The sequence below is a fragment of the Vibrio sp. 10N.261.54.A5 genome (assembly GCF_041471145.1).
GTDB classification, from domain to species: Bacteria; Pseudomonadota; Gammaproteobacteria; order Enterobacterales; family Vibrionaceae; genus Vibrio; species Vibrio crassostreae_C.
Genome location: NZ_JBFRNU010000003.1, coordinates 1 through 15,966 on the forward strand (window position 1 = coordinate 1; position 15,966 = coordinate 15,966).

A 15,966-nucleotide genomic window follows, 5' to 3' on the forward strand; every position below is an offset into this window, starting at 1 on the left:
CGCGATGAACCTTTTTTATACCTGTTGTCCCGTCCTGAAATGTGTTTACACGTGAGAGCGGCAAATAGGTACGAATAGATAAGCATTAAAAAAGCCGCTACCCAATGGGCAAGCGGCTTTAAGAACAATAGGGCGATTCTAAATTGCTAGCCGTATGTCTAATTCAATCGGCTTTGGCATGGCTAAGTGGTAGCCTTGATACATATTGAAGCCTAAGCCCTGCATCGCTTCGAGTTGTTGTTGGGTTTCAATACCTTCAATCACTGTCTTTGCGCCAATTTGGTTTGCAAGATCAAGTACTAACTCCATTTCTCGAGTGTCGCCTTGTTCAAAATCCAACATCACAGAGCGATCTATCTTGATGATATGAGGATTAATATGGCGAACCCGCTGTTCTGTTGACGCTTGTGTTCCGAAATCATCAACAGCGATTTGAAAACCATTTTCCGCCAATGAATGGGCTGCGTCTTTCAAACGTTCTTCACTCTCTACATTAAGCTCGACCAACTCCATCACAATTTGTTCGCACGATAAGTTAAGCTCATGCAGGCGCTTAGCTAACAAGCTATCGCTCACTTTCTCTGCGGCAAATAACTCGCCAACATTAGGAAGAACATTCAAGAATAGGTGTAAATGACGAATAGTCGACTGTGCGAAGTTACGGATATGAATCGCTCGACTCAACCTCTCTACATTGATTTTGTCTGTGCTTGAGGTTTCGTCGGAATGGAAGAAGTGATCAGGACGAACAATATCACCTTTGTTATTTGAAATGCGCACCAAAGCCTCAACACCTATTTGAGTCATAGAAGAGTCGAATATAGGTTGATAGACGCTTCTAAGCGTCAGGTCTTGGTATTTCGCAATAAACTGCATATCAGCATCTACGGATATACAGCTAATAAATTCACTTCTGTCTGATAAAATCATAGTCGCTAGTAAAGAGGGCTTATTCAATGTCGGACGTACATGTCGCGGCTGTCACAATATTGACAGGTGTAAGTAAATTGTCAATTAATAAAAACTCATTTGTAGAGTCAATATTTAAATAAATATAATTAACGAAAAAACAGCATGATAATTGATATTAGTCATTAAAATTACTTATCATTCACCATTAATAATGACTATTGTGAATTTAATCTCTGAGTAATCTATCTCATATCAACACCAATCAATATAAGCTTTCAACGCTAATACACCAGGTGAAAGTAAGGATAAAGCCTCAGGTTATGGGGGAATGTCAAAGTTACATTATTAACAAACAACTCTGTTTGCATATAAATGATATCTACTTCTCAAAATATGAACGATGAGCTGATAAGTTATTATTTTATCGAAGATAAATTTTGATTGATTATTGGGTAGGGCTTGAGTTGGGTTTTATAAAATGTTGGGATGGAGGTCTAACTATTTACTTTCAAGACTGATTAAAAAAGTTGACCCGTATTCTTACTGCCATTGAAGTACTGCGTAAAGTTGCAGATATTTACGAACCAGTTGTTGATTTCCTGACCGCTTTAAAGGGTGTCCAAATTTAATGAAGCAAGGGCTGATTTTAAAATTATTATTTAAGTCAGTAGCGAATTGAGAATCACTCTCTCTTAGCGTGATACCTTGTTGGCTATATTCCGTGATCTCGTCTGGGAGTTCACCCATCCACCAATGCAATAATTCACCACTGTTTTTACTTCGGCTAATCCAATGGTCGGAGACAATGATCAAAACGTCATTGGGTTGAATGGAAAATCCATACTCTTGTTGCCAATTATGGATGTCCAACATTAACTTTCTACGACAGGTTTTCCCGGCGCTCACCATATGATGACTGATCATCCAAACGGTACCAATTTCGGAAGATATTCGGAAGTGTCGAGGCGTTTCGCCAGAAGAAAGCATTTCAAGTGGGCTGATGTTGCTTGCATGATTAAAGCTAACGAAGGTGTGCTCCATTCGGCGAGCAAATGCCTTTCCTATATGGTGCTCACTGATCCCTTGATTGTGCACCGTAGGGTAGTGGCGTTCACAGAGCTTTAGGCAATCGTCTTGAAATTGATTAACGCTTTTAATCACTAGATCTAATAACAATGAAGTCCCTTATACACAGCTACTATCTTATTGATGGGCAATAGTACGGTAATTGCGGTTCCGTTACCTATCGTCAAAGTGCGAGTTCTTGATCTCTCTATCAAAATTAACCATTGCTGAGTGATTTTATGGATAGCACTGGCGCTCTACAGGTCTGTATTCTAAATTATGAGGAATTCTAGCTAGTTACCTCGACTATAGTCTAGTCAGCAAATCACAATTGATCTACTTACTCTTTATTTGGAAACATTCATGACCATTCAATTAGATTCGAAACAAAAGTCTGAGCTTACTCATACGCTCCAAAAGTACCTGCAAGATGAACTTGATGTGGAGCTTGGTCAGTTCGACACGGAATTCTTGGTCGACTTCATCAGCAAAAAGTTTGGTGCTGTTTACTACAATAAGGGGATAGAAGACGCTCAGAAAGTGATGGAACGCAAAATGTTAGACATCTCAGATGAGCTCTACGAAATCGAGCAAATTGTTGAAATTTAACGTTTAGCCCAAACTTGTTCAAATAATTTGAATAACTCGTTTAATTTGAAATGATGTTACCAATGTAAAGCTTGGTAAATAATATGTTACACAAACTTGGTGTAGGGTACGCTTTTCGAAACTACACTACTCGTTAACATTCGGAAGAGATGCATGGACAACAACGTTAGAAATTACAACCCTTTAGCAAGAGCGATGCATTGGATTTCAGCTCTCGCGGTATTTGGCTTATTTGGTGTAGGCCTGTGGATGGTTGATCTTTCATACTACAGCGAGTGGTACAAAACAGCGCCAGACTATCACCGCTCGGTAGGCATTCTTTTGGCTGCCGTTACCGTTATCCGCTTGGTCTGGAAACTAGTTACCGCGTCACCTAAAGTGGAAGGTAAAAGCTATGAAGTTGCAGCAGCGAAGATCGCTCACGGCTTCATGTACATCAACTTAGCGGTTTTGTTTATTTCAGGTTATTTGATTTCGACATCAGATGGCCGCGGGATAGAGGTATTCAATTGGTTCACTGTACCAAGTATGGGCGAACTGTTTGCAAACCAATCTGATCTCGCAGGTACGGTTCACTACTATGCTGCATGGGTACTGATCATTATGGCATCAGTGCACGCCTTAGCGGCGATAAAACACCACGTTATCGACAAAGACGATACGCTACGAAAAATGATAGGAGCTTCAAAATGAAAAAGTCAATTATCGCTACAGGATTAGCATTTGCTATGGCAATGCCTTTCGCTGCGAACGCCGCTGATTACGTGATTGATACAAAAGGTGCGCATGCTTCAGTTAACTTTAAAGTTAGCCACCTAGGTTATAGCTTTATCCAAGGCCGTTTTAACACATTCTCAGGTGATTTCTCATTTGATGAAAGCAACGTTGAAGCATCAAAAGTAAACGTAACTATTGATACAACAAGCCTTGATTCAAACCACGCAGAGCGTGACAAGCACATCCGTAGCTCTGACTTCATTGATGCAGGTAAATTCTCTGACGCTACTTTCAACAGCACAAAAGTGGTTGATAAAGGCAACGGCAAACTTGAAGTAATGGGTGACCTTAAGCTTCACGGCGTAACTAAGCCAATCGTTATCGAAGCTGAATTCATCGGTGCTGGTCAAGACCCTTGGGGCGGTGAGCGTGCTGGTTTCGTGGGTACAACTCGTCTAGAACTTGCTGACTTCAACATTCCAGTAATGGGCGCTTCAAGCTATGTAGACATGGAACTACACGTTGAAGGCGTAAAAAAGTAATCTAGCTTTCTAGCTCTCTGACAGGTATCAACATTATTTAGAAATATCAAAAGTTTGGTCGATACTAAATAGGTCAGCAGTTAGAAATAGAGAAAGGCGCAAAGTTTTCACTTTGCGCCTTTTTTATTGAGATAAATGGCAACGCGTTTAGGTCTGTTTTGTGTCAAACCGTTTAGTACGTTAAAAGCCACCATTTGCCTCTAGCCAGTCAACGTTGCCATGACTGAGTTATCTAATTGAACTACTAATCCCTAATAGTTCAACTTACGATTAGTTAAGCTGTTTCTAGTTCAGCTTGAGGAACCACGTTTAGTCGGTCACCGTAGATTGGACGCAGTGCTTGCATCACTTCAATGCGAGTCAACACACCCACCATCACGCCATTTTCTAACACTGGAAGCATATGTGGTTGGCTTACTTTCATCGCTTTTGCACGCTCTTCTAGAGAAAGAGATGTCAGGCGAGTAGCGAAGCCCATGCTTGTCGTCGGGTACAGTTGCTCTTTGTCGATGCATAGGAACTCAGCAACGTCCACTAGCTTGTCGTTTGCGTCGATTGCCACAACGTCACGGCTCATTAGGTCTACAACTTTTTGGCCTTTAGTTGGGATGTAATCTTGGCACCAAAGGTCAACCATTACGTCATGAACAGAGAAGATACCCACTAGACGACCTTCAACATCGCAAACAGGAGCGCTAACAAGTTGCGCGTCTAAAAGTGTATCAATCGCGACTGATGTTGGCATTTCTACGCTCAATGTAATTGGTTGAGTGTTCATGATTTGCTTGATAGTAGTTGCTGTGTTCATAGTAATTTCCTTAACTGACGTAATTTCTGTTGTTTGTGTAATAGCGGTAATTTTTGCTGCTTTAAGTTGTGGGCGACGGTAGATGCTCCAGTTCGCTAAGCCGACCAATACTGAACCACCTACGATGTTGCCGATTGTCACTGGTATTAAGTTTGCGGTGACAAATTGCATGACGTTTAGGTCTGCATACTGGGCTGGTGTTGCGCCGATTTGCATCCAGAAGCTTTCTGGTGCGAATGCTTGAATCGTGATGCCTAGCGGAACCATGAACATATTCGCCACACAGTGTTCAAAGCCTGAGCTTACGAACATTGCAACGGGTAACACGGTCATCATTGCTTTGGTCATTGCGTTAGCAGAGCTGAACGTTAACCAAATCGCTAAACACACCAACAAGTTACAAAGCACACCCAAAGCAAACGCTTGAACTGGGGTGTGGTGTAGCTTGTGTTGAGCAATGTTTAAAGCGTTTAAGCCCCATTGCCCGCCATCCAGTTGATACAAGCCTGCTGCGCTTACCAAAGCCAATAGGAACATGGCACCGATAAAGTTGCCGACATACACCTTGCCCCAGATAGACAGCATCTTCGTGAAGGTGATTTGCTTGTTAGCCCATGAGATGCTTGATAACACTGAGCTGGTAAATAGCTCACCACCGCAAATCACAATCAAGATCAAACCCATACTGAAGGCAAGACCGCCGGCTAAGCGACTCAGTCCCCATCCAGCATCAGCGCTGCCCGTGGTTACCGTGATGTAGAATAAAAAAGCAAGCCCGATGAATGCGCCAGCCATGATTGCCAAACTCAATGTCATGCTGCTGGTTTTATTTGCTTTACTTAATGCAAACTTCTCTGCTTCCGCCATCATTTCTGTTGGTGAGAACAGTTGATGATTTTCAGAAGTGCTGGTTGCCATATCCCCCCCTTGAACAATCCGTCATGTGTAATTCCTAGTGTTAATGACCTGGTTAATCCGTAATGGTTAATCAGTAATGTTTTGCAGGGCTCGTTGTGTCCTGCCATTCCAGATTAGGGCGTTGAGGGGTAGAGGTAAAATTGATAATTTTTAGAAACCACATCAAATTTATTGATATAGATTTGGTTACGCGTAGAATGAAATTGATTGCTCATTGGCTTTATAAAAAACGAGCATCAGGACACAAATAATTAAAAGCATTAAGGATGAATTTTGCGTTATTCATTAAAGCAACTCGCGGTATTTGATGCAGTAGCAGACTCCGGGAGCGTTAGTCAGGCAGCAGACAAATTGGCGTTGACTCAGTCGGCGACAAGTATGTCTCTTGCACAGTTGGAAAAAATGCTCGGCAGGCCTTTGTTTGAAAGGCAGGGCAAGCAAATGGCTCTTACTCATTGGGGAATGTGGCTAAGGCCTAAAGCGAAGCGTTTACTGCAAGATGCGCAGCAAATTGAGATGGGTTTTTACGAGCAGCATTTACTAAGTGGAGAGCTCAAACTCGGTGCAAGCCAAACACCAGCGGAACACCTAGTTCCTGACCTCATCAGTATTATTGATAACGACTTTCCTGAGATGCGAATCTCGCTCGGCGTACAAAGTACCGATGCGGTTATTGATGGCGTATTAGATTATCAATATGACTTGGGTGTTATCGAAGGTCGTTGTGATGACAACCGAGTTCACCAAGAAGTGTGGTGTACGGACCATTTAACGGTGGTTGCATCGGCTCATCACCCGTTTGCGAAGCGTGAACGAGTAAGCTTGGCGCAATTAGAACAAGCAAAATGGGTATTACGTGAACATGGTTCGGGTACTCGCAAAGTTTTTGATAGCTCTATTCACCATTTAATTGGTGATCTTGATGTTTGGCGAGAGTATGAACACGTTCCTGTTTTAAGAAGTTTGGTTGCAAACGGCCCATATTTAACGTGTTTACCTTATCTCGATGTCGAACAGTTTGTTGAGTCTGGTCAACTGGTCACATTAAATGTCCCTGAGCTTGAAATGGAAAGAACCTTGTCCTTTATTTGGCGTGCAGATATGTCTGAGAACCCACTTGCTGAGTGTATTAAGCGAGAAGGTAAGCGCATGATGAAAGGCAAGCCATCGTTTCTGTAACGATAAATTGATAAAATACTGATAACCAAATATGTTGAATAAGCGATTTCGGTCTCTATCTAGTGATAAATACACATCTGCATACATTATTAACGTGATCGTGATCGGCTAAATAAGGGCTATCTTCCCATAGTATGCTTACTTGATTTTAAGTGAGGCTAAATCCGGTTGCGTTCAATTACGTAATTAGGCTTTAGAAATAGTATGAGTACATTAGTCGCGATTTCATTAACAACAGGTATTTTGTCAGGTCTATGGGGATGGATTGCTATCTCTTTCGGCTTATTGTCATGGGCAGGTTTCTTAGGTTGCACCAGTTACTTTGCTTCGCCAACAGGCGGCGTTAAAGGACTAGCAGGTAGCTTATTGACCAACATGACTGGCGTATTCTGGGCAATGGTGATTATCGAAAGCTCAACCTTCGCAGGGTTAGAGATTTTAGGCTACATGATTACTGCTATTGTGGCATTCTTTATGTGTATTCAAGCGAAACAAGCGTGGCTAGGTTATATCCCAGGCACCTTCATTGGTTGCTGTGCGACGTTTGCTGCAGGTGGTGATTGGCAACTTGTAGTGCCATCTTTACTGCTTGGTGGTGTATTTGGATACTTGATGAAAGCAACGGGGCTATGGCTTCACGAGAAATCGACTCAATCTTCGGAAGTTGTTGAACAACACGCTAAACAGGCAAAGGCTTAATTCGTTAACCTAACCTTAGTTAGTCACTGTGAACTCTTGCAAGATAACCCCCAATTAATTTGTATATCGATTTATACAGGCACACCGTTTGGTGTGCCTTTTTTGGTTGAGGCGACTAGCTAAATATTTCATCAGTAGAGCAACTGATAGCATCTATAAAACAAATTATGTTTAGGTATTTCCATTCGCCATGGTGATCACGCGTTTTAATGTCCACCTTAATAAAAGCGGAATGCATTCTTGTCCTTGATTCTCGCAATGAGAAACAATGGCGAGTGCAAGGTCGGGTTTTGCATGTTTCTTCAATACCTTGGCAACCACTTTCTTTGGAGGGATAGGGTGATCGTATGGAATCTTAACCATGTCACGGAAAAAGCTCTCAAATCCATTCATATATAGGTAATGCTCGATATCTTTATCTGGCAGTTCCGTGAGTCGATGTCTTTCCTGATCATTACCAAGCTTCGATAGCACCGTTGCTGCGTATTTTTTACCCGCCGCATCGCCGTCAGTTACCACATGCCAATCGATGCCAAACTCTTGCGCGACCTTAATCAGTGCCTTAAGTCCTGATTGGGCGAACTCAATAATCTGCACACCTTCTGCTGCTAGGTTATAGCCACATTGGTTGGCAAGTTCATTGAACAACCAAACCTCGGTTTCACCTTCTACTAATAGCCAACAGCGAGCAAATAGTGCCCCAGAGCGGTGGAAGCGGATATGAAAACCAATTCGTCGAAGTTCATCCTTACTGAAATGGTTCATGTTGAGTTGATTGGCGATGGTTTTGTCTGACTGACGAACCAAGCGACGAATCGATTGAAGTGGGACCGCCGCAAGTAGGTCGCCACTGTTGGTGGTCAGGATTTTCTGCATGGGCAATTTCTGCATCAAGCTCCAAGCCCTTGCCAAGTGTGTTGGGTGCAATCGACCTTCTGGATCTTCAAGGATCAACAGAGGGCGCGCACATCGCCTTAAGTCGTTTGGCCCTTTAGCTTGTAGATAAGCGTTAAGTAACCCCATGAATAATAAGCGAGTTTGTTTGTTCTTGGTCTCTTCGACGAGTTGATGAATACTCTGATCATTGGTACCCGCAGAATAAAGCAATCCGTCTCGCTGTTTTCTAGGGTTACGACGAGAAGTACTTTTGAAAGAAAAATAGTGCTCAATCAAACTTTGCATCGACTCTAGGCTACTGCGCATTTCACCTTTATTAACATGTCCGGGTATCGCCATAAGACGGCGGCAGGTGTTGTCTATTCGTTTTTCTATTCTTGCTTGTCGACCATTACCGTTATTGGCGCCGTTTCCATTTGTTGTGCCATTGCTCGTGTGATGGTTCCCGTTCCCGTTCCCGTTCCCGTTTGAATTTGCATTAGTTGCGTGAACATTAGTCGGCAGGTGAGCATTGTGGTTAAGGGACTTGCCGTTGAAAGGACGATCAAAGTGCCTTGCATCACGCAAACGGATAACGGGATGTAAGGTCATTAATTCTTGAGCAAGCTTTTCTGAATGATGAAGCTTGAGCGGATTACCGTCCAAACCAAGAAATGCATAGTGTGTTGTTGTCTCATACTGTTCTAACGTCGCGCTGATGCGATAGTAGATGCGAAATACGCCAAATTCATCTTGAACCCAAATAGGTTTGAGTTTGCGATAACGACCTGCGTTAAGTTCGCTCTTATCGTTAGCTTTTAAAGCGAGAACAATTTGAAGATGTTGAGACTGCGGGTGTGAAACAGAGTAATCGACATGAAAATCGGTCATTTCAAAGTGATATGGCACACCGTCTGAGGGCAGAATGACGGAAAGGGCATCCAATAATGAAGACTTACCCCAAGTATTTTCACCAATAAGCGTGGTTAGCTCGTCAAACGCGAGTGACATGCGCTTGATACCTCGAAAGCCAGAAATCTCGATTCTTTCTAGTTGCATAGGCTTACTCCTAACGGAAGGCTCTGCTAATTATTTGAAAGCTAACAGATATCTTTAATCATAATCGAAAAATCCAAATCCGGTATGCTTACCTGTCACAAAACCCGTTGTTTATTAATACGGTGCAAAATGAGATTTTTGATCTATCTCGAGTATTTTTTTGCAGTGCAGTTTCATAAAATTCACGATTCTGTCATGATTCTCGACCTAGTATGAAGGGACAAAGAGAGAAGAAAATATGACTAAAAAGAATAAGCCGACAAAAATAGTGTTGGCACACATCAACGACACCCACTCATACTTTGAACCAACCTCGTTACAGCTATCACTTAAAATGAACAACCACATCATTGAACCTTATGTCAGTGCTGGTGGCTTTGCTCGAATTTCAACACGCTTCAAACAAATAGAACAAGATGCCCAGCGTCAGAAGGTTGGAACCTTGTTCTTGCACGCTGGTGACTGCTTCCAGGGCACGTTGTACTTTTCCTTATTCAAGGGAAAAGCCAATGCCGATTTGTTGAATGCCCTTAATATAGATGCCATGACGCTCGGTAATCACGAGTTAGACATGGGTAATGAGCCCGTTGCGATTTTCGCGAAAAGAATCAAATTCCCGCTGTTGGCCGGTAACTGGAATCTATCGAATGAGGATATCAATAAAACTCATACGCTAGCGGACAACGACATTGTTAAGCCTTATCGGCCTGAAACACGAAGTGCTTCTTTTATAACGAAAGAGTTTGATGGCGAGAAGGTCGCAATATTCGGCTTAAGCATCGACAAGATGGCAGGCATCGCGAACCCAGATATCGATACACCGTTTGAAAATGCTTGGGAAACAGCAAAAGCGACCATTGAGCAAATCCATCAAGCAGGTATCAACAAGATTGTGTTACTTAGCCATCTTGGTTACGAAGCTGATTTAGAGTTAGCAGCCAACGTAACAGGTATTGGTGTCATCGTTGGTGGTCATAGTCATCGCTTACAAGGTGATTTCTCTGATATCGGCTTAGTTAAAGATGATGAATACGGTGTGAAAATTGGCGATACCTATGTTGTGCAAGCGGGTTTCCACGCCATGAGCTTAGGACACTGCGAAATCGAGTTCGATTCTCAAGGCAAAGTGACGCACTTCAATGGTAAAAACGAACTGTTATTAGGCCGTCGACTCTTTATAGACGCGAAACTGAGTGAAGTAGGGCAAGACGATGCCCACGATATGGCGTGTGAGTTTTTAAACAATCACCCTAATATTGCAGTGTGTAAGAAAGATCCTGAGCTGCAGAGCATTCTGACGGATAAATACCAGCCGCGAGTTCGAAAGCTTCAGCAACAAGTGATTGCTCATGCAGACACTAAACTTCGCCATGTACGTATTCCAGATGCTAAAGGCCCGAGTCAACTAGCCCCCTTGGTTGCTCAATCATTTCACCATCTAATGAACAAGAAAGGGCATCAGGTTGACTTTGCCATTCACAACGCCGGTGGTGTAAGAAATTCACTGAACAGCGGCGATGTCTCTGTTGCCGATATTGCCGGAAAACTACTACCGTTTGCCGTACCTATTGGTGTGTATGAAGTAAAAGGTGAAACGATCGCTGGCATGCTTGAAGGTGCAATCAATAACGCGATTGATAATGGTGTCGTGGGCACAGGTTCAGGTAGCTTTCCTTATACACATAATTTGAGGTTTTGTTACCACAAAGAAGCACCTATAGGACACAGGATTCACCATCTAGAAATTCACTCTGATGATTCAGGTTGGCAAGCTGTTTCTCGCAACCGTATTTACCGGGGCGCGTCGTCAGCCTATACAATGAAAGGCAAAGAGGGCTATAACGCTGTGTTGGATATGATCGGTGATGGCACGGTCACCACTGACTCTATGGCAGACTGCTTCATCGAGTTTCTGCAAGACCACCCAGAGTCGCTTCAACTCAATGAACCGTTGAATTGCATGGAGTGTTTTAGATAACTAAAGCTGATACTGATATTTAACACTATTACTTTGGGTTATTTATAAAATTGGCATTGTTTATGCTTTATCTCTGCAGGTCGCCTTCTTGTGGAGATATGCATGGATAAGAAAGATTGGTTAGATGCGGTAGCGGTTGTCGGTTGGGTATCAGTTTGGTCAGCGTTAGTGTATTTAATACCTGCCGCAGGGCTGTAAATTGCTCTTTTTGCAACTTCATTACGCAGTGCAATAGTGTGTTTGACTTGCGAATTTATTCTTAGAATCAATTCGCGTGTCTATTTGACAAAGTGGCATCAATCAGAAAGGAGCGTTTGCTCCTTTTTTGCTTTTTCCGTGCAAATTTATATAGACGAAACACAACCAGAGGATTATTATCCACGCGTTTGGGGAGTAGTTAGCGCAAGTTTACATATCGTCATCTCGTTAGGCCAAGAGTCTATCCGGTATGTAAAAGTGAAATCCCATATTTCACTTCAACGAGACCAACGCAATCACAGTCAAGATCCGTAATGGAGCTTGATATGCTTTGTTTGCGGAAGGTCTTTGTACAGTTCTTCCGCCCGGAGGAATAATGAACTCAACTCAATCTCTATTATCTACAAATAGTGAATCCTTTTTTTCATCGCCAATCATGACGACTTATGCGGGCTTTTTCCTGCTAACGGTTATTCTCGTCTCTATTGATATCTATCAGACTCGTGGCGGTAACGTTACTATCAAGAAAGCGGCAATCTGGAGTGTTTTCTGGTTTGTACTTGCGTTTTTGTTTGCTGGCTCGATTTACCTATTTTGGGACATTTATGCGCCGAACAGTGACTACACAGCGCAAAAAGCAACCGTGTCATTCATTACGGGTTACTTGTTAGAAAAATCCCTTAGCGTAGACAACTTGTTTGTTTTTGCGATGATCTTTGCTCAATACCAAGTTCCTGAGCATCTAAGACCTCGTGCGCTTCTTTGGGGCGTAATTGGTGCATTGGTGCTTCGTGCAATTATGATCGCACTAGGCGCACAGCTATTGGCGGAATATCACTGGGTGCTTTACGTGTTCGCTGCGTTCTTGATTGGTACAGGTATTAAGCTGGCATTAGACAAGGGCGAAGAGGAGAGTGTGAATACTCTGCCTGAAAAGCTACTTCGTAAAGTGATGCCGGTAACAGAGGACTTCCATGGCCCTGAATTAATGGTTAAACAGGGTGCTAAATGGGCATTCACTCCAATGATGTTGGTCATCGGTGCGATCGCAGTCATGGACGTGATGTTTGCATTAGATTCTATCCCTGCGATCTTTGCGGTAACACAAGAACCGTTCTTGGTACTTGCGGCTAACGTGTTTGCGTTACTTGGTCTTCGCTCGTTGTATTTTGTACTGCAAGGTATGATGGACAAGTTCATCTATTTGAAACCCGCGCTTTCATTCATCATGGTGTTCATTGGTGTGAAAATGCTTCTGGTTGATAGCGAGTGGGCTATCCCAACTTACTGGTCATTGGCGGTATTGGTTTCTACGATGACGATTGCGGTTATAGCGTCGGTTTATGCGAAGAAGCCAGGCATTGAACAAGTAAATTAAAAACAAATATAACTTATCGAAAAGTCGATAATGAACACGTGGCTGATGACGTGGAAAATTTATTTATGTAAATTTTCTGTGACATTGGCCACTGTTGTTTGCGGGGTATTTGTACTAAATGCATGATTTAAACACTATATTGAATTTGTACTCACATAATCTGCATATCTATTTTGTGGCATTGTTAATGGTTTGTTTTATTAGAAAAACTAATCCCAAAATCTAATTTTAGTCATTTTTTAACCTGCAAAAGATCACCTATTATTCTTGTCATCAGAACGAAACACATTAATAAATTTATAGAGAGGCAATCATGGCTCAAGCAGTACAAATGAATACTATCGCTGTTCCTAACTCTATGGATAAGAAAACCTACTCGGTTAACTTCAAAGGATTGATTGCACACATTTTCGATATTCTTTTCGTAGACAACTCTCCACGTAGTTACTACGCAAGCGACCTATCTGGTCACATGCAACGCGATATCGGTATTAACCGTTAATCTCAGCGTTAACATGTAAATATAGAATTTTAAGAAAACGCCAGCTTCTAAAGCTGGCGTTTTTGTATCTGAAATAAACTCAATCTCTTCGTAAACTAAGCACCTGAAAGAAAAACCTAGGCATAACGGTCTGTATTTGAGCGCCATTCAATTCGCTTTGTACAAGGATCTCGGTATGTCACACGCCAAACGCAATTCATCATTGATTAAACTTTGTTTATTTGCCTTACCGATCGGCTTCTATTCCTCAGTGTCGCTTGCACAAACCTGGAGTAATGAAGGCCAGCCCGCACAGGTTATCGAGCTCTTCACCTCTGAAGGTTGTTCAAGTTGTCCACCTGCTGATCAGTACCTCAGTACTTTTGAAGACCATCCAAAACTTTGGACACAAGTTATTCCGCTTGCCTATCACGTCGATTATTGGGATTACTTAGGTTGGGGCGACAAGTTCGCGAGTAAGGCGTTTAGTGAGAAGCAACGCTTGTACAAAGCTTATGGAGTAACAAGTGGGGTTTACACACCCGGCTTTGTTGTCGATGGAAAAGAGTGGCGCGGTTACTTTAACTGGTTAGACAGAACGTTGCCTTCGCTCAAACAACAAAATAACCCCAAGCTAACGGTCAACTATAAAGGCGATACGTTCAGCGTAAGTTACGAAGGCAAAGGGGATTATGTTGCTCATATAGCTTTGCTGGCGATGAACGAAGTCACCAGCGTTAAGGCGGGCGAGAACAGGGGTAAGAAACTCGAACATGATTTTGTTGTGGTTTACGATGGTTATCAGCGTGGTGAGTCTGAATGGCAATTTAATATCAATTTTGAGCCACTTGTCGCTACACCAGACGCAGTCGCTGTTTGGTTAACCGAGCCGAATTCGTATGCACCGGAACAAACGGTAGCAGGTTGGCTGAACTAACTGCAACCCACGACAATTGTGTAGCTGGAATACTCTTAGACGAAGTTGGTACGGCGAGTATCGAGGTTCTCACATCGATAACTTCGCTTCTGACGGATATTAATCAGTGAAATAGAAGCGAAAGGGCGATTTAGTTACGTAATACTGCTGAAATACGTTAATATAGCGCGCTATTATTTTAGCTTTGAGTTCCTGCAATTAATGACTAACACCACTACACCAACCAACTTCTCTGATCTTGGCTTAATCTCTCCTTTGATGGCTCGTTTATCTGAGCTTGAATACCAACAGCCAACGCCTATCCAAGCGCAAGTGATTCCAAGTGTGTTAGCAGGACGCGATTTAATTGCAGGCGCAAATACCGGTTCAGGTAAAACCGCAGCATTTGCACTTCCACTGTTACAAAAGATTCATGAAGATGCCCCTCTGGACCGTCGTTCAGGCAAAGGTAACTTTGTTTCTGGCCTTATCTTGGTTCCTACTCGTGAACTTGCTAAGCAAGTGGCTGACAGCGTTAAATCTTACGCTGTGCATTTCAATGGCGCGATTAAAACGGTTTGTGTGTTTGGTGGTGTATCGGTAAACACTCAAATGCAGGCGCTACGTGGCGGCACTGATATATTGGTGGCAACACCGGGTCGTCTGCTTGACCTTATTTCAAGCAACGCTATCAAGTTAGACCAAGTGAAAACGTTAGTGCTTGATGAAGCTGACCGAATGCTAAGCCTAGGTTTTACCGAAGAACTTGATGCAATCTTGAAGCTCTTGCCGAGCAAAAAACAAACCTTGTTGTTCTCTGCAACTTTCCCAGAGCAAGTTAAAACGCTGACTCACGAACTTCTAAGTGATCCAATTGAAGTTCAACTTCAAAGTGCCAATGCGAGCACACTGGTTCAACGTGTATTCGAAGTAGAAAAAGGTCGCAAGACAGCGTTACTCGCACACCTAATTCAACAACATGAATGGCGCCAAGCTCTGATCTTCGTTAATGCGAAGAACAGCTGTGAGCACCTAGCAGACAAGCTTTACAAGCGCGGTATCATCGCAGAAGTATTCCACGGCGATAAAGGGCAAGGTTCACGTACTCGTATCCTAGAAGATTTCAAATCTGGCGAGATTGACGTTCTGATCGCGACAGACATCGCGGCACGTGGTCTGGATATTGAGAAGCTTCCAGTGGTAATCAACTTTGACTTACCGCGTAGCCCGTCAGACTACATGCACCGTATCGGCCGAAGTGGTCGTGCAGGTGAAGTTGGTCTTGCGTTATCTCTGATCGATCACGAAGATTACCACCACTTCAAAATCATCGAGAAGAAGAACAAGATTCGTCTTGAGCGTGAGCAAATTGAAGGCTTTGAAGTGGATGAAGAAGCGACAGCTGAACTGATCGCAGCACTAAAACCTGTTGCGCCACCGGCCGGTACTGGCAAGAAGAAAAAGAAGAAGAAAGCTCCAAAAAACCAAGATGTGTGGCTGAACAACAACTGATCTTGAGTCAGCAAGCCATATAAATCAATAAGTAATAGACATTCAAAAGGTGCTTAATTGCGCCTTTTTTGTGTCTGTAGGGCTGGGATTTGAGTCGTTAATAAACGACTGTTGCAGTG

General features: G+C 42.8%; 14 protein-coding genes. 10 read left to right on the forward strand and 4 right to left on the reverse strand.

Going from position 1 to position 15,966, the window contains the following annotated elements; all coding sequences use genetic code 11:
* Positions 1 to 138: 138 nt before the first annotated feature.
* Both AB4329_RS00460 and AB4329_RS00465 read right to left on the reverse strand, forming a co-directional pair.
* The gene (locus AB4329_RS00460; RefSeq protein ID WP_102319713.1) at positions 139 to 876 is read right to left on the reverse strand and encodes an EAL domain-containing protein; all 738 of its coding nucleotides are present in this window, start codon (positions 874 to 876) and stop codon (positions 139 to 141) included.
* Between the two features lie 576 nt (positions 877 to 1,452).
* Positions 1,453 to 2,088 carry a hypothetical protein gene (locus AB4329_RS00465; RefSeq protein WP_017069925.1) on the reverse strand — a complete coding sequence of 212 codons (636 nt, stop codon included), beginning with the start codon at positions 2,086 to 2,088 and terminating at the stop codon, positions 1,453 to 1,455.
* A gap of 252 nt (positions 2,089 to 2,340) precedes the next feature.
* Between AB4329_RS00465 and AB4329_RS00470 the strand changes: the two genes are divergently transcribed.
* The 3 genes from AB4329_RS00470 to AB4329_RS00480 all read left to right on the forward strand — a co-directional run bounded on the left by AB4329_RS00470 (position 2,341) and on the right by AB4329_RS00480 (position 3,845).
* Complete coding sequence (locus AB4329_RS00470) at positions 2,341 to 2,586, forward strand: DUF2164 domain-containing protein (RefSeq protein ID WP_017059821.1); 246 nt, start codon at positions 2,341 to 2,343, stop codon at positions 2,584 to 2,586.
* Between the two features lie 153 nt (positions 2,587 to 2,739).
* Positions 2,740 to 3,279, forward strand: a complete 540-nt coding sequence (locus tag AB4329_RS00475) for a cytochrome b (protein WP_017067366.1) — start codon at positions 2,740 to 2,742, stop codon at positions 3,277 to 3,279.
* Positions 3,276 to 3,845: a YceI family protein gene (locus AB4329_RS00480; RefSeq protein ID WP_017064630.1), complete on the forward strand. Its 570-nt coding sequence runs from the start codon at positions 3,276 to 3,278 to the stop codon at positions 3,843 to 3,845. Before AB4329_RS00475 ends, AB4329_RS00480 begins: the two co-directional genes overlap by 4 nt.
* A 274-nt stretch (positions 3,846 to 4,119) precedes the next feature.
* Here AB4329_RS00480 and focA read toward each other — a convergent pair whose 3' ends face one another.
* The gene (focA, locus tag AB4329_RS00485; protein ID WP_050650436.1) at positions 4,120 to 5,571 is read right to left on the reverse strand and encodes a formate transporter FocA; all 1,452 of its coding nucleotides are present in this window, start codon (positions 5,569 to 5,571) and stop codon (positions 4,120 to 4,122) included.
* Positions 5,572 to 5,844: 273 nt separating this feature from the next.
* Here focA and AB4329_RS00490 point away from each other — a divergent pair, with 273 nt between their 5' ends.
* Together AB4329_RS00490 and AB4329_RS00495 are read left to right on the forward strand one after the other, a co-directional pair.
* Positions 5,845 to 6,750, forward strand: coding sequence for a LysR substrate-binding domain-containing protein (locus AB4329_RS00490; protein WP_136978571.1), 906 nt, complete (start codon positions 5,845 to 5,847; stop codon positions 6,748 to 6,750).
* 204 nt (positions 6,751 to 6,954) lie between these two features.
* Complete coding sequence (locus AB4329_RS00495) at positions 6,955 to 7,449, forward strand: DUF1097 domain-containing protein (protein ID WP_017059817.1); 495 nt, start codon at positions 6,955 to 6,957, stop codon at positions 7,447 to 7,449.
* Between the two features lie 171 nt (positions 7,450 to 7,620).
* Here AB4329_RS00495 and AB4329_RS00500 read toward each other — a convergent pair whose 3' ends face one another.
* Complete coding sequence (locus tag AB4329_RS00500) at positions 7,621 to 9,384, reverse strand: ATP-dependent endonuclease (protein WP_372055120.1); 1,764 nt, start codon at positions 9,382 to 9,384, stop codon at positions 7,621 to 7,623.
* A 238-nt stretch (positions 9,385 to 9,622) separates the two neighbouring features.
* On the opposite strand from AB4329_RS00500, the gene AB4329_RS00505 reads away from it, so the two are divergent.
* The 5 genes from AB4329_RS00505 (at position 9,623) to AB4329_RS00525 (ending at position 15,847) form a co-directional block, all read left to right on the forward strand.
* Entirely contained in the window at positions 9,623 to 11,362 is a 1,740-nt protein-coding gene (locus AB4329_RS00505) for a bifunctional UDP-sugar hydrolase/5'-nucleotidase (RefSeq protein ID WP_102393236.1), read from the forward strand.
* Positions 11,363 to 11,936: 574 nt separating this feature from the next.
* A complete protein-coding gene (locus AB4329_RS00510; RefSeq protein WP_372129823.1) occupies positions 11,937 to 12,938 on the forward strand; it encodes a TerC/Alx family metal homeostasis membrane protein in 1,002 nt (333 codons plus the stop codon).
* 313 nt (positions 12,939 to 13,251) lie between these two features.
* A complete protein-coding gene (locus AB4329_RS00515; protein WP_017059812.1) occupies positions 13,252 to 13,440 on the forward strand; it encodes a hypothetical protein in 189 nt (62 codons plus the stop codon).
* A 175-nt stretch (positions 13,441 to 13,615) separates the two neighbouring features.
* Positions 13,616 to 14,356, forward strand: coding sequence for a DUF1223 domain-containing protein (locus AB4329_RS00520; protein WP_372137561.1), 741 nt, complete (start codon positions 13,616 to 13,618; stop codon positions 14,354 to 14,356).
* A 201-nt stretch (positions 14,357 to 14,557) separates the two neighbouring features.
* Positions 14,558 to 15,847: a DEAD/DEAH box helicase gene (locus AB4329_RS00525; RefSeq protein ID WP_372137562.1), complete on the forward strand. Its 1,290-nt coding sequence runs from the start codon at positions 14,558 to 14,560 to the stop codon at positions 15,845 to 15,847.
* Positions 15,848 to 15,966: the final 119 nt, after the last annotated feature.